General features: G+C 66.4%; 17 protein-coding genes. 3 read left to right on the top strand and 14 right to left on the bottom strand.

Annotation, left to right across the window (positions count from 1 at the left end; translation table 11 throughout):
* Positions 1–66: 66 nt before the first annotated feature.
* From G6N77_RS06110 to coaD, 6 genes are all read right to left on the bottom strand, one after another.
* Positions 67–876 carry a hypothetical protein gene (locus G6N77_RS06110; RefSeq protein WP_165181136.1) on the bottom strand — a complete coding sequence of 270 codons (810 nt, stop codon included), beginning with the start codon at positions 874–876 and terminating at the stop codon, positions 67–69.
* A 347-nt stretch (positions 877–1,223) separates the two neighbouring features.
* On the bottom strand, positions 1,224–2,237 hold the full coding sequence (mutM, locus tag G6N77_RS06105; protein WP_165181135.1) for a bifunctional DNA-formamidopyrimidine glycosylase/DNA-(apurinic or apyrimidinic site) lyase: 1,014 nt from the start codon (positions 2,235–2,237) through the stop codon (positions 1,224–1,226).
* Positions 2,238–2,999 carry a ribonuclease III gene (gene rnc, locus G6N77_RS06100; protein ID WP_165181134.1) on the bottom strand — a complete coding sequence of 254 codons (762 nt, stop codon included), beginning with the start codon at positions 2,997–2,999 and terminating at the stop codon, positions 2,238–2,240.
* Between the two features lie 61 nt (positions 3,000–3,060).
* The gene (gene rpmF / locus G6N77_RS06095; RefSeq protein ID WP_165181133.1) at positions 3,061–3,264 is read right to left on the bottom strand and encodes a 50S ribosomal protein L32; all 204 of its coding nucleotides are present in this window, start codon (positions 3,262–3,264) and stop codon (positions 3,061–3,063) included.
* Between the two features lie 59 nt (positions 3,265–3,323).
* Positions 3,324–3,800, bottom strand: coding sequence for a YceD family protein (locus tag G6N77_RS06090; protein WP_165181188.1), 477 nt, complete (start codon positions 3,798–3,800; stop codon positions 3,324–3,326).
* A 312-nt stretch (positions 3,801–4,112) separates the two neighbouring features.
* Entirely contained in the window at positions 4,113–4,628 is a 516-nt protein-coding gene (gene coaD, locus G6N77_RS06085; RefSeq protein ID WP_165181132.1) for a pantetheine-phosphate adenylyltransferase, read from the bottom strand.
* 182 nt (positions 4,629–4,810) lie between these two features.
* Between coaD and G6N77_RS06080 the strand changes: the two genes are divergently transcribed.
* Together G6N77_RS06080 and G6N77_RS06075 are read left to right on the top strand one after the other, a co-directional pair.
* Positions 4,811–6,007 (top strand): aminotransferase class I/II-fold pyridoxal phosphate-dependent enzyme, encoded by a 1,197-nt coding sequence (locus G6N77_RS06080; protein WP_165181131.1) that lies wholly within the window; start codon positions 4,811–4,813, stop codon positions 6,005–6,007.
* Positions 6,007–6,780, top strand: coding sequence for a spermidine synthase (locus G6N77_RS06075; RefSeq protein WP_306986911.1), 774 nt, complete (start codon positions 6,007–6,009; stop codon positions 6,778–6,780). The genes G6N77_RS06080 and G6N77_RS06075 overlap by 1 nt, the downstream gene beginning before the upstream one ends.
* A 4-nt stretch (positions 6,781–6,784) precedes the next feature.
* On the opposite strand, the gene G6N77_RS06070 is transcribed toward G6N77_RS06075, so the two are convergent.
* The 6 genes from G6N77_RS06070 to G6N77_RS06045 all read right to left on the bottom strand — a co-directional run bounded on the left by G6N77_RS06070 (position 6,785) and on the right by G6N77_RS06045 (position 13,437).
* Positions 6,785–7,015 carry a hypothetical protein gene (locus G6N77_RS06070; protein ID WP_240901722.1) on the bottom strand — a complete coding sequence of 77 codons (231 nt, stop codon included), beginning with the start codon at positions 7,013–7,015 and terminating at the stop codon, positions 6,785–6,787.
* Positions 7,016–7,019: 4 nt separating this feature from the next.
* Positions 7,020–8,414 (bottom strand): SPFH domain-containing protein, encoded by a 1,395-nt coding sequence (locus G6N77_RS06065; protein ID WP_165181130.1) that lies wholly within the window; start codon positions 8,412–8,414, stop codon positions 7,020–7,022.
* 146 nt (positions 8,415–8,560) lie between these two features.
* Positions 8,561–9,139, bottom strand: a complete 579-nt coding sequence (gene rsmD / locus G6N77_RS06060) for a 16S rRNA (guanine(966)-N(2))-methyltransferase RsmD (protein ID WP_165181129.1) — start codon at positions 9,137–9,139, stop codon at positions 8,561–8,563.
* A gap of 27 nt (positions 9,140–9,166) precedes the next feature.
* Complete coding sequence (locus tag G6N77_RS06055) at positions 9,167–11,455, bottom strand: ATP-dependent DNA helicase RecG (protein ID WP_165181128.1); 2,289 nt, start codon at positions 11,453–11,455, stop codon at positions 9,167–9,169.
* Positions 11,442–12,398, bottom strand: a complete 957-nt coding sequence (locus G6N77_RS06050) for a DAK2 domain-containing protein (protein WP_165181185.1) — start codon at positions 12,396–12,398, stop codon at positions 11,442–11,444. Before G6N77_RS06050 ends, G6N77_RS06055 begins: the two co-directional genes overlap by 14 nt.
* 22 nt (positions 12,399–12,420) lie before the next feature.
* Complete coding sequence (locus tag G6N77_RS06045) at positions 12,421–13,437, bottom strand: thiamine-phosphate kinase (protein ID WP_165181127.1); 1,017 nt, start codon at positions 13,435–13,437, stop codon at positions 12,421–12,423.
* A 110-nt stretch (positions 13,438–13,547) separates the two neighbouring features.
* Between G6N77_RS06045 and G6N77_RS06040 the strand changes: the two genes are divergently transcribed.
* Positions 13,548–14,336 carry a GNAT family N-acetyltransferase gene (locus tag G6N77_RS06040; protein WP_165181126.1) on the top strand — a complete coding sequence of 263 codons (789 nt, stop codon included), beginning with the start codon at positions 13,548–13,550 and terminating at the stop codon, positions 14,334–14,336.
* 128 nt (positions 14,337–14,464) lie between these two features.
* Here G6N77_RS06040 and hutU read toward each other — a convergent pair whose 3' ends face one another.
* Positions 14,465–16,144 carry a urocanate hydratase gene (gene hutU, locus G6N77_RS06035; protein ID WP_165181125.1) on the bottom strand — a complete coding sequence of 560 codons (1,680 nt, stop codon included), beginning with the start codon at positions 16,142–16,144 and terminating at the stop codon, positions 14,465–14,467.
* A 268-nt stretch (positions 16,145–16,412) separates the two neighbouring features.
* A complete protein-coding gene (locus tag G6N77_RS06030) occupies positions 16,413–17,591 on the bottom strand; it encodes an acyl-CoA dehydrogenase family protein (RefSeq protein WP_165181124.1) in 1,179 nt (392 codons plus the stop codon).
* Positions 17,592–17,614: the final 23 nt, after the last annotated feature.

Here is a 17,614-nt window from a genome sequence, read left to right as displayed (position 1 = left end):
TTGTGTGCAAGATTGCCCTGCGGAACCACCGTTCTCGCAAGCAAGTCCAGCATTCACTGAGTGGGTTCAGGCCGCACGCTCCGAGGCTGACAGGTAGGCAGCCAGAACGCGGGCCTTGACCTCGTCCGGCCGCTGGAGATGGCGCCACTTGATGCGGATGAACCGCCAGCCCTCCTCCATGAGGGCACTTTCCCGTTCGCGTTCTGCCACCAACGCTTCGTCCGTCGGTGTTGCATAGTCGAAGTATTTGGTGTTGCCGTCGAACTCCACAATCAGATTCACCCCGCGCCAGGCCAGGTCCGGACGGTATTCCTTGCCGTCAACGTAGAGTGTGACCTGCAGTTCCGGCGGCTCAAGGGGCAGTTGGGCGACTATGAGCCGGGTGCGCGTTTCCCCGGCGGATTCGGCCAAGGCATTGAGCATTCCAACGGCCTTGACGGCACGCTTGATGCCCCGGTAGCCGGCCATTCTGGCCGCGAGGTTTTCCAACTCCGCCAGCTTCAATCCCCTGTGCAGCGCAGAGTCGCCAATAACAGCGGCCAAGTCCAATGGGGCGACACGGGCACAATCGAGAACAGTGCGGGCCAGGCTGGTAATAGTCACTGTGCCGACCCCCGGAACGTATTTTTGCACCAGATCATCGGGGCCGAGGGCCATGTGGTGAACGACTACATCAGCAGCCCCTTTGCCGAGGGAGGCGCCATAGGGGACGTTGACGTGTATCTGGTCCGGGGTATTCCACGCATGTTGTCCATGCAGGCGTGCGGCACTGAAGTGCGTATAGGCAAGTCTTCCTTGGGACCCGGCGATATGGCCGGCGAGCCGGCTCTTGGCCTGTACCCACGGCTTTTGGGCCCGCCATTTATGCATGGGCATGTAGCCTCCGCGGCGCAAGCGAAATAGCGCCTCGCAACGGACAGCGTCCGCCACGAACCGGGCATCCATGCCGGCATCCGCAAGCTGAGCCGCTGTGGCAACGTACCTCTCGGCTGGCCACAGCTGCCCAAGGTGCATCCGAATTCTGGACTCATTCATGTCACTGAGTCTGTAAGAAAGGGGTGGGACGTTCAAGACCGGATGGGTCCGCTGTGGATAACGTGCCGTCCCTCAGGCCGAACCGGACCCTGACTGCTGAAGTCCGTGGCGAAACAGGTGGCTACATCAGCATATTCTGCAGCGAACACCAGCGCTCACGAACCTCCGCCTAGGGTGTGCCGGGAAGGTTACAGCCTGGCGTTGCGCGGTCGTGGCTGGCACGCGGGGCAGCTGTAGGACGACCGGTTCATGAAGGTGTCGCGGCGGATCAGCGTGGACAGGCCGAGTTCGGCACAGCGAAGACACGGTTTCCCCTCGCGGCCGTAGGCGTTTAGTGACCGGGCAAAATATCCTGAGGCGCCGTTGACGTTGACGTACAGGGAATCAAAGCTGGTGCCGCCGGCGTCCAAGGCACGGACCATGACGTCGCGGGCTGCGTGGATGATGCGTTCGGTGTCCGGGCGCCGCATGGTGTCGGTGGGCCGCGCGTAGTGCATCTTCGCAGCCCACAAGGCCTCATCGGCATAAATGTTGCCAATGCCGGAGACCAGCCCCTGGTCCAGCAGCGCGCGTTTCAGCCCCGTCTTCCTGGCGCGCAGCTTCTGGTGGAAGGCCTCGATGTCAAAGTGCGGGTCCAGCGGGTCGCGGCCGATGTGGGCCGCCTCGGCGGGAACCAGGGCCCACCCGGTGCCTGAAGCATGTCCGTTCACGTCGGGCCCTATTTCGGCGGCACCGCGGGTTCCAATGCCGCCGCCGGGCAGCCCGTCCGCCGTGGGCACCAGCGAGGTCACGAAAAGGCCGCCGAAAATTCGCTGATCGATGAAGCGGAGCTCCTCGGGCGCATCCTCGCGCGGGGAGAAGGTAATCCGGACCTTGAGGTGTTTTTCATGCGGCTGCCCGGGAGACTCCACCAGGAGCTGGCCGCTCATGCCCAGGTGGGCCACCAGGGCGGTGTGGGGCAGTGAACCTCCGTACGGCTGGGAACCGGGCGCCGAATCGGCCAGGGGCATCCAGAGGAACTTGCCGCGCCGGACCACGTCCAGGACAGTGGCACCCAGCAGGTTTCCGCGGAAGTCCTCGGTGCCGAGTGCGTGGCGGCGGATGGAGCGCGGGTCCGGGACGGAAACGGCCGTGACGGTGCGCCCGGCAATCCAGCGTGCCAGTCCGCGCCGCACCACCTCAACTTCGGGCAGCTCGGGCATTTAGCCGGCAGCTGTTCCGGACGCCGAACCGGCGGCACCACCCTTGCCGGCAAAACGCTCCTGCAGGACGTTCCAGCCCGCGGCGGCTGCGGAGCGCTCGGCCTCCTTCTTGGAAGGGCCTGCGCCCGTGCCGAAATGCTGGCCGCCGATCAGCAGGCGTGCGGAAAAGGAGCGGTTGTGGTCCGGGCCGGTGCCGGTGATCTCGTACTCAATGGTGCCGAGGTGGCGTGCTGCGGCAATTTCCTGGATGTTGGTTTTCCAGTCGGTACCGGCGCCCAGGACGGCCGAGTCCGCCAGCAGGGGTCCCACCAGGCGCATGACCAGCTCGCGCGCGGTCTCAATGCCGTGGGTGAGGTAGGTGGCGCCGATCAGTGATTCCATGGTGTCGGCCAGGATCGAGGACTTGTTGCGGCCCTTGGTGAGGCGTTCGCCCTGGCCCAGATAGATGAATTCGCCTACGCCCAGCGAGCGGGCGATCGAGGCGAGGGCGCGGGTGGAGACGACGGCGGAGCGGCGCTTGGCCAGCTCGCCCTCGGGAAGTGTGGGGTTGTCACGGTACAGTGCGTCGGTGACGGAGAAGCCCAGAATGGAGTCACCCAAAAATTCCAGGCGCTCATTGGTGGGGATGCCACCATTTTCGTAGGCGTAGGAACGGTGCGTCAGGGCAAGACGAAGCGTCCCGGCATCAATAGTGACACCGAGACGCTTCAAAAGCAGTTGATGGCCGTCCTCAAGCTTCGGGGATTCCGGGTCTGAGGACACAAGCAACTCCTGCAAAAATTGTTAACCAGTGAACGGGCGGCCGGCCGGCCGCACGGACGTCTTAGACGTCGGCAACCTTACGGCCCTTGTACTCCAGGAACAGGGCGGTGCCGGCGGAGTCGGTGACAACCCGCGCCTGGTGCGGCAGGCTGTAGACAACTTGGCCGTTTTCGATGGTCTTGACCAGGTTCGGCGCAGTGGCCTTCCACTGGGAACGGCGTGCGCGCGTATTGGCACGGGACATCTTCCGCTTGGGAACAGCCACGGCAAACTCTTTTCTCTCGATAACGTGCGGCACGTGCCAACACGAAAAAACTTGATTTGCTAGTTTTCTTCGCCGGTTAAGCCCTGTAGGGCAGCCCACCTGGGATCCAGGATCTCGTGGTGGTGCCCCGGCTCATCCGCAAGGCGTATTCCGCATTCGGAACACAGGCCCTCACAGTCTTCCCGGCACACCGGCTGGAACGGCAGGGCGGTTACCACTGCGTCCCGCAACACCGGTTCAAGATCGATAGAATCGTGCTCGACCCAACGTTGCTGATCTTCCTCTTCGTCAAGGCCCTGTTCGGGTTCCTCGTAGAAGAAAAGTTCTTGCACATTGACTTCAAGGTCTTCCTCGAAGGCCTCAAGGCAACGGGAGCATTCGCCGGTCAGATCGACCAACACGCTTCCCGAGACGAGAATTCCTTCATGAACGGCCTCAAAACGGAGTTCCAGATCCAATTCGGATCCGGGCGTCGCGCCAATGAGCGGGGTGCCGAAATCCTCCGGCACAGGTACTTGTTCCTTCAGGGTCCACATGCTGCCCGGGCTTCGCCCAAGCTCCCTGACACCAATGGTGAGGGGCGTGCCATGGTTGGACTTGTTGCCCAACGTGGTTGCGCTAATGAGAACTCCTGAGTGAACATAGGACCGACGCACCATCCTATCGCGAATAACCATAGGCTTCAAAACGTGCGTCACCGGGCCAATTCGGCCTTGTCCAGTCTACTGCAGGGCGCGGCCGGGCGTCGACATGACGGTGCCGCGTCCCGGGTGATGTAACTCTCACCATGCACGACGCCGGAGGGCCGGCCTGCGCTGCGACCGGCAGTTGGTCCCGGGGAGACCAGGCTACAGGCTCGGTGGAACCAGTGGCACCGGCCGGGTGTCCGGACCCACGTCGCCCTGCAAGCGGCGCAGTACGGCCCGCGGCACATAGTCGGCAACATCCCCTCCCAGCGAGTGGACTTCCTTGATGAGGGTGGAGGACAGGTGCAGGTAGCGGCTGTCCCCCGGCAGGAACACGGTCTCCACGCCGGAAAGCTGGCGGTTCATGGTGGCCATGGGCAGCTCATAGTCAAAGTCGGACGAGGACCGCAGGCCCTTCACGATCGCTGATACACCGTGCGAGTGGCAAAAGTCGGAGAGCAGCCCCGCGCCCATCGGTTCAACCACAATCCCGGACAGTGCGGAGAAAGTGGTCCGCGCCATTTCAAGTCGCTCCACCAGGGAAAACCTGTACGTCTTGGCATAGTTGGTGGAAACGGCCACGATCACCTCGTCAAAGAGGCCGGTGGCACGGGCAATGACTTCAATGTGCCCCTTGTGGATCGGATCAAACGACCCTGGGCAGACGGCGCGTCGCATGCCATGAATCTATCCGATGAACCCCGCCAAGACGACCAGGCCCCAGCCATGTCCCGGCATTGGCCGCCAATGTCCACCATACGGGCCGGTAGCCGCCGGCCCGCAGCGCGCTGCAGGTAACGTTGTCAGGTGAAGGCGACTTTTCACCGGCCGCGCCGCCTCACGGCCAGCAAGGAGCAGCAATGAGCACGCCATGGCAGCGCACCGCGCAGGGCGCCAACCTTCTGGGCCCCGACGGCTCCCTGGGGGTGACGATCTTTGAGGAGATCACCACGCTGGCCGCCCGCCACGGCGCCATCAACCTGGGCCAGGGGTTCCCGGACGAGGACGGCCCGGCCGAGCTGGGCCGCATGGCCCAGGACGCCATCGCTGCGGGACACAACCAATACGCACCCGGAAAGGGCCTCCTGTCGCTGCGCACCGCGGTGGCCGAACACCAGGAGCGGTTCTACGGCCTCACGCCGGATCCTGAAACTGAAATCATCATCAGCACCGGCGCCACCGAGGCCATTGCCAGTGCCGTCCTGTCACTGACGGGCCCCGGCGACGAGGTCCTCACCTTTGAGCCGTTCTATGATTCCTACGGCGCCATGATCGGCCTCAGCGGCGCCCGCCACACCACCGCCGCACTCCTGGCCCCGGACTTCATGCCGGACCTGGCAACCCTGGAAGACAGCTTCAGCCCGCGCACCAAGATGGTCATCATCAACAACCCGCACAATCCCACCGGCGCCGTGTTCCCCGAGGCCGTGCTCACGGAGGTGGTGCGCCTTGCCATCAAATACGACGCCGTCATCCTCACCGATGAGGTCTACGAGCACCTGACGTTTGGTCCCCGGCACATACCCGTGGCCACCCTGCCCGGTGCCGCGGACCGCACGCTGACCATTTCCTCCGCCGGCAAGACGTTTTCCTATACAGGCTGGAAGGTGGGCTGGCTGTCGGGGCCTGCGGAACTGGTTGCCGCCGCCCGCACCGTCAAGCAGTTCCTGACGTACTCCTCCGGCACGCCGTTCCAAAGTGCCATCGCCGCCGGCCTGCGCATGGATGAGCAGTTCTTCACCGGCGCCGCAGCCACCTTGGCCCGCAAGCGGGACATCCTGGCCGAGGGACTGCGCGCCGCAGGCCTGGACGTGTACCTGCCCCAGGGGACCTACTTCATCAACGCCGACACATCCGCGCTGGGCATCACCGACGCCACGGCGCTGGCCCGCCGCCTGCCGGAGCTGGTGGGCGTGGCGGCGATCCCGGTCCCCGTGTTCTGCCACCCCGAAGGCGCCCGGCGCACGCGCTCGCTGCTGAGGTTCGCGTTTTGCAAGAAGGAAGCGCTGCTGGAACAGGCCGCCGAACGCCTCGCCACCCTCAAGGACAGGCTGTAGTGGTCCTGGCCAGCAGGTTCCTGGGCGCCAGCGGCGTCCACGCCACGATCGATCCCGATCCGTGGCATGCGAATGCGTTTGTGTTGAGCATCGACAACGCCGAGCAGTCACATGTCAACCTGGCGCACCCTGGGGATGTGTTTTACGAATACCTGCGCCGCATTGCCAACGCCGTGGACCTGGTCAAGCCCGCCGGTGAGCCTGTTGCCGCGCTGCACCTGGGGGCCGGTGCCCTGACCCTGGCCCGCTACATCCAGGCCACGCGCCCCGGATCGGTCCAGCATGCCGTGGAGCTGGAACGCGAACTGCTTGACTTTGTCCTTGAACAGCTCCCCCTGCCGGCCGGGACGTTGCTCACCGGCCATGTGGGCGACGCCCGCGAAGCGCTCGGCGAGCTGCCCGCGGGACTTGAGTTCGACGTCGTCATTCTTGACATCTTCAGCGGACCGGACGCGCCCGCGCACCTGGCCTGCACGGAGTTTTACCGGGAGGCCGCGGGCGTGCTCGCGCCGGGCGGGGTGCTGCTGGTCAATGTGGGCGACGAGCCCGGGTTTACGCTGGTTTCCAGCCAAGTGCGGGCACTGCGTTCGGCCATGGCCGGCGTCGCGGCGTACGGCACCACCAGCCTGTTTAGCCGCCGCTTTCCCGGCAACATCATCCTGATGGGCCGCGACGGTGCCTGGCCGGAAGAATGGTCCCAGGCACTCGTCGCGGCGGGCCCGCACCCGGCCACAGTGCTCAGCGGCCTGGAGCTCGACGGGCTCGCCGGCTAGGCTTTCAGGCGTCCTCGCGGAGGAAGTCCGGGAGCTGCTCCACGTAGACGGTCTGCGGGGGTTCAAAATACATGACGAGCACCCGCTCCCCCACGGGGTAGTCACTGGACCCGTCATAGGGATGGGCAAAAAACGCCCTGGTGCCGCCCTGGAACGGGACCATCACCTCCCCCACAGTCCCCGGGCCAACGTGGCCGGACACCCGGCCAATCCGTCCGGTCAGGCTCCGGTCCATGTCCCTACGGCTGGGGCGGCTGCCGGCCATCGCCCCTGCCCTTCTTCAGGGAGTCGGTCAGGGCCGGCAGGTAGCTGCCCACCTGGGCCAGGATGCCGCCCACCATCTCGTTGACCCCGTCGCCGCCGTTGAGGACCGTCAGCTGGCCCACGTGGCCGAAGGGCTCGGCAGCCGCGGCCACGATGGCCGGCATGTTTTCCGCCAGCTGCTGGGAAATGACGGCCTCCTGGTTGGTGCCGAGCGCCTCCGCCCGGGCCTTGATGCCGTCCGCCTCGGCCAGGGCTTTCGCCTTGATGGCCGACGCCGCTGCCTCCCCGCGTGCCTTCGTCGCCGCCGCCTCGGCCTCGCCGGTGACGCGCGTGGCGCCTGCCATGGCCGCCGCCGCCGTCGCATTGGCCTGCGCCTCAACTTCGGTCTTCCGGGCGCGGGCCTCGGCCGCGCTGATGTCCGCCGCCTTCTGGGCTTCGGCCTCGGTCCGCTGTGCGTAGGCCCGGGCGTCGGCCGGCTTGCGGACGGTGGTTTGCAGCTTTTGCTCCTCGCGGTCCGCCTCCAGCTTGGCCACCTGGGTCTCCTGCACCACCACCTGCTGGCGCGCCGTGGCGTCCGCCAGCGGGCCCGCCTGTGCAGCGTTCGCCCGGGCGCGTTCGGCGTTCGCGGCGGCGGCGGACTGCTTGATGGCGGAAACGCTTTGCGCGTCTGCAATGAGCGACGCCGCTTCGGCCTCCTTCTCGGCAGCCTCCCGGTTCCGTGTGGCTTCGGCGATTCGGGCCTCCATCTTCACCTGGGCGATGTGCGGCTTTGCCAGGTTCTGGATGTACCCCGTGGGATCTTCAAGGTCCTTGATCTGGAGCGAATCGACCACCAGCCCCAGCTTCTCCATTTCCGTTCCGCTGGCGCTGCGGACCTGGGATGCCAGCTTGTCCCGCTCCCGAATAATCTCCTCCACCGTCATGCTGCCAATGATCGAGCGCAGATGCCCCTCAAAGACGTTGTACACCTGGCTTTCCATCTTGGCCTGCTGCCCGAGGAAACGCCGTGCCGCGTTGGCGATGAACGGTGTCGAGTCCCCAATTTTGAAGATCACCACGCCCTGGACCACCACCTGAATGCCCTGGGAGGTGACGCAGTTGACCTGCAGTTCGGTCTCGTTCAAGGTCAGGGACAGGGGCCTGACGGTTTGCAGCCCGGGAACTACAAACGCGCCCTTGCCGGTCACAATGCGAAAGTCCATGCCGTCGGAGGTGGCCGGCCGGCCGCGGGAAAAGCCGGAAATGATCAGGGCCTCGTTGGGCTCGGCCACCTGCCACATCATTTTGACGGCCACCCGGACCACCACCAGGAGCACCACCACCGCCGCAATGATGACGATGAGGGGAAGGAATGCCAACAATATTTGCATGACCGCGTTCCTTTCCAGGTCCTGCACGTCTAACGGTGTCCGCCTCCACCGAAACGGGCCGCCCTGATCCGATCAACGCTACGCGCCGATGCTTGGAATTGACCCGGTGCAGGCACCCGAATGTGTAGGCCTGGAGCGTGGTTTTCCTACTGCCCGGCAGGTTCGGCAAACCACAGGCGGGTTTCGCCGTATTTCTTTTCCGCGAACAGTTCGATGGACGCCGGCCAGTCAGGTTCGGGAGTCCTGGAGGACCGCTCCACCACCACCACGGCGTAGGGGCTCAGCCGCGGGCCCAGCAAATCCAGCACGAGTGAGAGTTCCGGTTCCGTCAGGGGGTAGGGAGGGTCCATGAACACCAGGTCCCACTGGTCCACGCCAGCCTCCGCCACGCGGGCCAGGAAGGTCTCCACCCGCGAGCGCTGGACCTTCACCACCTTGGATCCGACCACCTTGTTGACCAGTTCGGCGTTGCGCTGGCACACGCCGGCCGCCTTCTCGTTGAACTCAACCAGTTCCACTGACTTGGCCCCCCTGCTGGCGCTCTCAACGCCTAGCGAGCCCGAGCCGGCGTACAGGTCAAGCACGCGGGAGTCCGAGAGCATGTTCATAGCTTCCAGGCGCGAAAAAAGCGCCTCCTTCACCCGGTCGGTGGTGGGCCGTGTCGCATCGCCCGGGACGGACACCAGCACCGTGCCGCCGGCTGCCCCGGCAACGATCCGGCTCATGGGCGTTCCGCAGTCAGGGGGGTGTTGCTAGCCGCGTTCAAGGAAGGCCTCATTCTGTTCATTGACGTAAGTTTCGATTTCAAGTTTTAGTGCCGGGTGGTAGTCCAATTCCGGGTCAGCGGCCACAATGGCCGCGGCGTCAGCACGCGCCCGCCCGATGAGGTCCTCATCGCGGAGCACGCTGAGCATGCGCAGGCCGCTGCGCCCTCCGGACTGCCTGGCGCCCAGGATGTCACCCTCACGCCGCAGTTCCAGGTCTTCCCGGGCCAGCACGAATCCATCGGTGGTGGCCGCGACGGCGTCAAGCCGCTTCCGGCTGGGGTGCCCGTGTTCCAGCCCCGTCACCAGCAGGCATGTGCCCGGGTGACCGCCACGGCCCACCCGGCCGCGCAGCTGGTGCAGCTGGGACATGCCAAACCTGTCGGCGTCCAGGACCACCATCAGCGTGGCATTGTGCACGTCCATGCCCACCTCAATGACGGTGGTGGCCACCAGCACGTCAATCCCGCCTTCGGCAAAGGTGGCCATGGTGCCCTGCTTGTCGGCGGAATCGAGCCTGCCGTGGAGTGCCTCGATGCGCTTGCCCGACAGCGCGGGAACGCCCCTCAGGTACTGCACCACGTCGAGCACACCAGCCATGGGACGGTCGTCGTCGGGGGCCCCTGGTCTCGACGCGCTCGCAGAGCTCGCTGCTCGACCACCGGCGGCGTCAGAGCTCGCTGCTCGACCACCGGGACCACCCGCAGAGCTCGCTGCCCCGCCACCGGGGGCGTCCCCGTCGCCGATCTTGGGGCACACCACATACACCTGGTGTCCGGCGTCGATCTCCTCGCGGGCCCGTGCCCAGACCCGCGATTCCCACGACGGGTGCTCGGCCAGCGGGGCCACGTGGGTGGCGATGGGGGCCCTGCCGCGGGGCAGTTCGGTCAGCTCGGAAACCTCCAGGTCGCCAAAGACCGTCATGGCGACGGTGCGGGGTATGGGGGTGGCGGTCATGACCAAAAGGTGCGGGGGCTTGGCGGCCTTGGAGCGCAGGGTGTCCCGCTGCTCCACCCCGAACCTGTGCTGTTCATCCACCACGATGAGCCCCAGGTCGGCAAACTGCACATTGTCCGAAAACAGCGCGTGGGTGCCAATCACAATTCCAGCCTCGCCGGAGGCTGCCGCAAGCAAGGCCTTCTTGCGGGCCGCCGCGGGCATTGATCCTGTCAGCAGCACCACGGAGGTGGCGTGCGGGCCGCCCAGCAGGGGCCCCTGCCCCAGCGGGCCCAGCAGCAGCATGACCGAGTGGAGGTGCTGGGCGGCGAGAACCTCGGTGGGGGCCAGGAATGCAGCCTGCCCCCCGGCGTCGACCACCTGGAGCATGGCGCGCAGGGCAACCACCGTCTTGCCGGAACCGACCTCGCCCTGCAACAGCCGCTGCATGGGGTGCCCGCCCGCAATCTCAGCCGCCACCAGATCGCCAACCTCCTGCTGTCCGGCGGTGAGGGTGTAGGGGATGCGGGCGTCAAAGGCGTCCAGCAGTGCACCAGGCACGGGTGGCCGGGCGGTGGCATCCTGCTGCACCGCCTCAAACCGCTTTTGGGCCAGGGCCGTTTGGAGGGCCAGGGCCTCCTGGTAGCGGAAGCGCTGCCTGGCACGCGGGAAGTCGTCCATGGTGTCCGGACAATGGATCTGCTCGTAGGCGTCGGCCAGCGGCATGAGCCGTTCCCGGGCGGCAATCGTGGCCGGAACGGGGTCCGGAATGCGGTGCAGGTCCAGGGCCGGGAGCAGGGTTTCAATGATCTTGCCGGTTTTCCAGCTCGGGAAACTGGCGGTGGCCGGGTAGATCGGAACGGGCCGCGCCGACTGCACTTCGGCCTCGTGCTCGGCAAGTTCGTCGTCGGCCACCAGCACGTAGCCCGGGTTGGTCAGCGTCTTGTGCCCGCCGTAGGCGGAGACCTTGCCGGAAAACATGGCGAGCACCCCCGGCTGAAGTTCCTTCTTGGCCTTGAAGCCGTTGAAGAAGCTGATCACCAGCGACGACGGCCGGCCGGAGTTGTCGGTGATGACGACGTCGCTGATGGTGCCCTTGCGTGTTTGCATGAACCGGGTGTTCAGCGCCACCACCCTGGCCAGGATGGTGACGTCCTCGTCCAGCTGCAGCTGGCCTAGGTCGGTCAGTTCGCCGCGGGCCAGATAGCGCCGCGGAAACTGGTGGAGCATCTGCCCCACGGTGGTGATCTCCAAGTGCTTTTCCACGGCCTTGGCCGTGGCCGCCCCCACCAGGCGGGACAGTTGCAGGCCGAGGTCGGCAGTGGGGTCAGAGGAGGTCATGGGCGTCTTCGGTGGCGTTTGGGCTCAGCTGGGAGATGCTCACGTTGTTTGGATCACCCACGGCCTGGATGGCGTCGAGCGCGGTGGCGGGTGACGGCACATGGACGTGGACGCGCCACGGGTAGGCGCCGGCGTCGTCGGCTTCTTCGGACACTGCGCTCATGATGACCGAGTCCCCCAGCTCGTCCAGCTGCATGCGCAGGCCCGCCGCGGCCAGCGGTGTCAGGCTGACCGTGCACATGACCTCCACGCCGGACTGTTCCGGCATGGTCAGGGCAATGTTGGGGTCCTGCACCTTGTAGCCGGAGAGGCCGTCGAGGAGGTCCTCCTGCAGCGGTTCGCCGACCACCACGGAGCGCAGGCAGTCGAGGATCAGCAGCAGGCCAACCCCGCCGGCGTCCACCACATGGGCGTTGGTGAGGATGTCCAATTGGGATTCCGTGAGCGCCACTGCCTGCCGTGCGGCACAGACGGCGCCGTCAAGGGTGCGGACCAGGGCCACGTTGGAGTCGTCGCCGTTGAGGGTGGATTCCACGTCGGAGGCGCCGCGTGCCGCCGCCTCCAGCACCGAAAGGATGGTGCCCGGCATGGGTTCGCTCAACGCGCTCCAGGACCGCAGTTGGGCGCGGTGCAGGGCGGCGGCCAGCAGCGGGCCGTTCAGGCGCTGGGCCCCGGCCAGGGGTTCGGCCATGGCGCTGAGGAACACCGAAAACAAGGTCCCGGAATTCCCCCGGGCCTGTTCCATGGCGGCACGCCCGGCCAGGGCCATGGAGGCGCCCACGTCCCCCGGCTCCGCGGCGGCCAGTGCCTGCGCGGCGGAACGCACCGTGAGGTAGAGGTTGGTTCCGGTGTCGGCGTCGGCCACCGGGTAAATGTTGATCGCGTTGAGCCGGTCGCTGTGGTTGGCCAGTGTCCGTTCCGCCATCACGAGCCAGCGCAGTATGACGGGGGCGGTTGCGGCAATCTTAGACTGCAAAATGATCCCATCCCACGGCGCCGTCCACGACGCTTTTGAAGTTCCGTCCATCGATGGACACGGCCGGGCGGCCGCCGCCTGCGGACAGTACCGAGCCTATCCCAATGAACCCGCAAGGCAGCACGGCATTTGCTGGGAATGTGGATAACAAGCCGTGGTCCTCCCCGCCCGTGAGGACCCATTGAAGGGGGTCAAGGCCAAGCAACCGGCCGCATTCGGACAACTTTTCCGCTTCCCTTCCAAGAACGACGCCGTTAAGGTCCAGCCGGGTGCCGCTGGCCGCGGCAAGGCGCGCGGCGTCGCGCAGCAGTCCGTCGGAAATGTCCATCATGGCCGTGGCACCGGCCGCGGCCGCTGCGGGTCCGGCCTCCAGCGGCGGCTCCGGGCGGTTGAAAAGCCGCGCGGCCTTTTGCAGCGCAGTCGTTTGGCTGCCGGCCCCGATGCTGCTTTCCTGCAGCGCCCAGCCTGCGGCCGAAAAACCCAGGTTTCCACACACCGCGATGATGTCGCCAGGCTGTGCACCGCTGCGCAGCAAAGGCTCCCGTCCTTCCAGGGATCCTGTGACTGCCACCGTCACGACTATTTCGGAGCCGCCGGAAAGGTCCCCGCCGGCCACCGAACATGATTCCGCACCCAGCGCGGCGATCGCGGCACCCAGGCCGTCGGCCAGCCCCTCAACCCAGCCCACCGGCGTCGTGCCTGGGAGGGTGAGGCTGACCACCATGGCGGTGGCCACGGCGCCCATGGCGTTGATGTCGCTGAGATTCTGGGCCGCCGCCTTCCAGCCGACGTCGAAGCCGGTGGTGGCATAGCCGTTGGGCCAGGCGAGCCGGAAGTCCTTGTCCTGGACCTGGGTGTCGATGGAGATCACCGTGCGGCCGTCCGGGGCGGAGATGATGGCGGCGTCGTCGCCGGGTCCAAGCAGCGTGGACGTGCCGGCCGGAAGGCGCGGGAAAATGCGCGCCAGCAGCTCGGATTCGGAGAGTTGGTCCACGGTGAGGGTCATGGTTTAACCCTAGCGGCTGGGTGTGACAAGGATTGTCATCCTCAGGATGGATTTGCCGGACGGGCGCCGCCTGCTTGCGCCACGTGCGCCGGGCTGTGAGGATGTGGGGGATGACTGATGCGCAGCGGTACCTTCAGGCCTATGACAGCCAGCTCCGGACGGACGCGGAAACACCCAGCGCCCTGAACGTCACGGAGCTGGGGCCGCTGCGGCTGGTGACTTTCGCCGGCGGCCAGGGATTTATTACGTACCGGAACTTCGCCGGCGCCGGCCGCATGGAAATCGCGGCCCTGGTGGTGGACGCGCTGGCGCACTTTGTTGCGGACCCGTTCATCACGGAAGTCGAGTGGAAAACGCGCGGCCACGACAAGGCGCCGGGCCTGCACGAAGCACTGCTTGCCAACGGATTCACGCCCGGCGAGCCGGAATCCATCATGGTTGGGCCGCTTGCGGGGCTGTGCGCGGACGCCCCCGTGCCGGCCGGGGTGACGCTGCGCAAGGTTTCCGCGGAGGTGGATGTCCGGGCCATGAGCGCCATGGCCGACGAGGCATTTGGCGAGCCCGCCAGCACCCGGAGGGCGGATTCCCTCCTGGCCCGCCTGGCCCGCAACGACGGCATGGAATTGTGGGTGGCCGAGCTCGGCGGCCGGATGGTCAGCGCCGGCCGGCTGGAACCGGTGCCCGGGACGGATTTCGCCGGTGTCTGGGGCGGCTCAACGCTGGCGGAGTTCCGCGGCCGCGGCATCTACCGCGCGCTGACGGCGGCCCGGGCCCGGTCGGCGCTGGCCATGGGCAAAACGTTGGTCCACAGCGACTCGACGGAATTCTCCCGCCCCATCCTGGAACGCTCCGGGCTGGTCAAGGTGTCCACCACCACGCCGTATGAATGGACCCGCTGACGCGAAGGCCCTGACTCCGGGCGGCTGCCGGTGCCGAGCCGTGAAACGCCGACGGCGTGCCAGGCTGTCCGGGGCGTGTGAAGTTTCACACGCCGCCGCCAGCTTGGCACGCCGTCGGTGCAGGGGGGTTACTGCTCCTGCATGGGGATCCGAACGCCGCGTTCGGCGGCTACGTCAATGGCGCGCTCGTAGCCGGCGTCGGCGTGGCGGATCACGCCCATGCCGGGGTCGTTCGTGAGCAGGCGCTGGAGCTTCTCGGCCGCCAGCGCGGAGCCGTCGGCCACGGAGACCTGGCCGGCGTGGATGGAACGGCCGATTCCCACGCCGCCGCCGTGGTGGATCGACACCCAGGTGGCGCCGGAGGCGGTGTTGAGCATGGCGTTGAGCAAGGGCCAGTCGGCGATGGCGTCGGAGCCGTCCTTCATGGCCTCGGTTTCGCGGTACGGGGAGGCAACGGAACCGGAGTCGAGGTGGTCGCGGCCAATGACGATGGGCGCCTTCACCTTGCCGTCAGCAACGAGCTGGTTGAACAGCACGCCGGCCTTGGCGCGTTCGCCGTAGCCCAGCCAGCAGATGCGCGCCGGCAGGCCTTCGAACTCGACGTGCTCCGCCGCGGCGTCGAGCCAGCGGTGCAGGTGGGCGTTGTCGGGGAACAGTTCCTTCAGCGCTTCGTCGGTGACGCGGATGTCTTCGGGATCGCCGGAAAGTGCCACCCAGCGGAACGGGCCCAGGCCCTCACAGAACAGGGGGCGGATGTAGGCCGGAACAAAGCCCGGGAACTCGAAGGCACGGTTGTAGCCGCCCTTGCGGGCCTCGTCGCGGATGGAGTTGCCGTAGTCAAACACCTCGGCGCCGGCATCCTGGAATTCCACCATGGCCTGGACGTGGCGGGCCATCGCGTTCTGCGACTTCTTGGTGAAGCCCTCGGGATCGCTCTCGGCCTCGGCTGCCCATTCCTCCACGGAATATTCGGTGGGCAGGTAGGAGAGGGGATCGTGGGCGCTGGTCTGGTCGGTGACGATGTCCACCGTGAACTCGCCCGCCTGGTGGCGCTTCAGGATGGCCGGGAACACGTCGGCGGCGTTGCCCACGACACCCACGGACAGCGGGGTCTTGTTGGCCTTGGCCTCGAGGACCCGGGCCAGGGCGGTGTCCAGGTCGGGGGCCAGCTCGTCCAGGTAGCGCTTGCCCACGCGGCGGTTGAGGCGCTCCTCCGAGACGTCCACAATGAGGCAGGCGCCGCCGTTGAGCGTGACGGCCAGCGGCTGGGCGCCGCCCATGCCGCCGCAGCCGCCGGTCAAGGTCAGGGTGCCGGCCAGCGTGCCGCCGAAGCGCTTCTCAGCGATCGCGGCAAAGGTCTCGAACGTGCCCTGCAGGATGCCCTGGGTGCCAATGTAGATCCAGGAGCCGGCCGTCATCTGGCCGTACATCATCAGCCCCTCGGCCTCCAGCTTGCGGAATTCCGGCCAGGTGGCCCAGTCCCCCACCAGGTTGGAGTTGGCCAGCAGCACGCGCGGTGCCCAGACGTTGGTGCGGAACACGCCCACGGGCTTGCCGGACTGCACCAGGAGGGTTTCGTCGTCGTCAAGCGTCTTCAGCGTGGCCACAATGGCGTCATATGCTTCCCAGGAACGGGCTGCGCGGCCCGTTCCGCCGTAGACAACCAGGTCCTCGGGCCGTTCGGCCACTTCGGGGTCCAGGTTGTTCATGAGCATGCGCATCGGCGCCTCGGTCTGCCACGACTTGGCCGTGAGTTCGGTGCCGCGGGCCGCGCGGATGGTGCGGGAGGGGTCATGCATCGTTGCCATGATGTGTTCCTTTAGTCAGCGATAGGGTTCGGTGGGGTTTCCTTTAGTTCCATCCAACCCCCACAGACGCCGCATTCCTAGGTCCGCGGCAACCATGGTGTCTGTGATTCAAGACAATGGCCCCTCCGTTGATGCACGATGCCGGGATCCCTCCTTGGGCGGCCGTCAGTCGAAGGCGGAGCGGCACTGTTCAACCTCGCCGGGGTGGCGATGTCCCGTGCCACGGGCTTCTCAGTCACTGCGGCCGTGCTGTTTCACGGAGGCACCGTTACACGAACGCAGCGATCCCCGTGATGGCGCGCCCGGCCACGAGGGTGTTGATCTCGTAGGTGCCCTCGTAGGTGTAGATGGCCTCGGCGTCGCAGAAGATTTTCGCCATCTCGTAGTCCACCGACACGCCGTTGCCGCCCAGGATGGAGCGTCCCAGCGCCACGGTCTCGCGCATGCTCTTGGTCACGAATGCCTTGGCCAGCGCGGAGTGCTCGTTGCGCGTGGTCCCGGCGTCCTCCATCTGCGCCAGCCGCACCATCATGCCCATCGACGCCTGGGCGTTGGAGAGCATCGTGACGAGCTGCTCCTGGATCAGCTGGAAGCTGGCGATCGGCTTGCCGAACTGGTGGCGCTCCACCGCGTACTTGCGGGCCACGTCGAAGGCTGCCAGCTGCATGCCCACGGCCTGCCAGCCCACCGTGGCACGGGTGGTCTTGAGCACCTTGTTGGTGTCACGGAAGCTGTTGGCCCCGGCCAGCTTGTTGAAGTGGGGCACCGCGACGTCCTTCAGGACTATGTCGGCGTTCTGGACCGCGCGCAGTGCGATCCGGTTCTCAATCAGGGTCGCCTTGAAGCCGGGCGTGGTGGTTTCCACCAGGAAGCCCTTGACCTGGCCATCCGCCACGTCCTTGGCCCAGACAATCACGTAGTCGGAGAATGTGGAATTGCCGATCCACCGCTTCTGGCCGTTGAGGACCCACGAATAACCGCGCCGCTCGGCGGTGGTCTGTGTTCCGCCCGCCACGTCGGAGCCGGCCAGCGGCTCGGTGATGGCAAACACGCCGGTCTTGCGCAGCGCGTAGATGTCGGGGAGCCACGCAGCCTTCTGCTCCTCGGAGCCCAGCAGCTCGATGGAACCGGTGAACAGGCCGTCGTGGCCGCTGAAGAAGGTGCCGAAGGAGGCGTCAACGCGGTGGATGGCGGCGGTGACCATGCCGGCCAACAGGTGCGAGTGTCCCTGACGGCGAACCGGGCTGATCATGTCCAGCTTGGCAACCTCCGGGATCAGGTGCTTGGGGAATTCGCTGCGGTTCCAGTAGTCGCGGGAGATGGGGCGCACATTGGCCTCCATCCAGTCCCGGATCTCGTTCAGGCGGGCCAGCTCGCCAGCGGGCAGCAGGCTTTCAAAGAAGAAGAAGTCGCCGTCAACATAGGGCAGCGCACGGGTTTCGCTCATGGGAGTGCTCCTTCGGAACAGAA

Origin of the sequence: Arthrobacter silviterrae (assembly GCF_011045165.1) — a bacterium.
Taxonomy (GTDB): domain Bacteria; phylum Actinomycetota; class Actinomycetes; order Actinomycetales; family Micrococcaceae; genus Specibacter; species Specibacter silviterrae.
The sequence above is the reverse complement of the archived record's forward strand: the minus strand, read 5'-3'. Positions and strand labels throughout refer to the sequence as shown.

Bases quoted from the DNA above. Each gene is read 5' to 3' on its own strand.
- G6N77_RS06110 (WP_165181136.1), bottom strand. From the start codon at position 876: ATGCCCATGCATAAATGGCGGGCCCAAAAGCCGTGGGTACAGGCCAAG.
- mutM (WP_165181135.1), bottom strand. From the start codon at position 2,237: ATGCCCGAGCTGCCCGAAGTTGAGGTGGTGCGGCGCGGACTGGCACGC.
- G6N77_RS06090 (WP_165181188.1), bottom strand. From the start codon at position 3,800: ATGTGGACCCTGAAGGAACAAGTACCTGTGCCGGAGGATTTCGGCACC.
- coaD (WP_165181132.1), bottom strand. From the start codon at position 4,628: ATGCGACGCGCCGTCTGCCCAGGGTCGTTTGATCCGATCCACAAGGGG.
- G6N77_RS06080 (WP_165181131.1), top strand. From the start codon at position 4,811: ATGAGCACGCCATGGCAGCGCACCGCGCAGGGCGCCAACCTTCTGGGC.
- G6N77_RS06070 (WP_240901722.1), bottom strand. From the start codon at position 7,015: ATGGACCGGAGCCTGACCGGACGGATTGGCCGGGTGTCCGGCCACGTT.
- G6N77_RS06065 (WP_165181130.1), bottom strand. From the start codon at position 8,414: ATGCAAATATTGTTGGCATTCCTTCCCCTCATCGTCATCATTGCGGCG.
- rsmD (WP_165181129.1), bottom strand. From the start codon at position 9,139: ATGAGCCGGATCGTTGCCGGGGCAGCCGGCGGCACGGTGCTGGTGTCC.
- G6N77_RS06055 (WP_165181128.1), bottom strand. From the start codon at position 11,455: ATGACCTCCTCTGACCCCACTGCCGACCTCGGCCTGCAACTGTCCCGC.
- G6N77_RS06045 (WP_165181127.1), bottom strand. From the start codon at position 13,437: ATGACCCTCACCGTGGACCAACTCTCCGAATCCGAGCTGCTGGCGCGC.
- G6N77_RS06040 (WP_165181126.1), top strand. From the start codon at position 13,548: ATGACTGATGCGCAGCGGTACCTTCAGGCCTATGACAGCCAGCTCCGG.
- hutU (WP_165181125.1), bottom strand. From the start codon at position 16,144: ATGGCAACGATGCATGACCCCTCCCGCACCATCCGCGCGGCCCGCGGC.
- G6N77_RS06030 (WP_165181124.1), bottom strand. From the start codon at position 17,591: ATGAGCGAAACCCGTGCGCTGCCCTATGTTGACGGCGACTTCTTCTTC.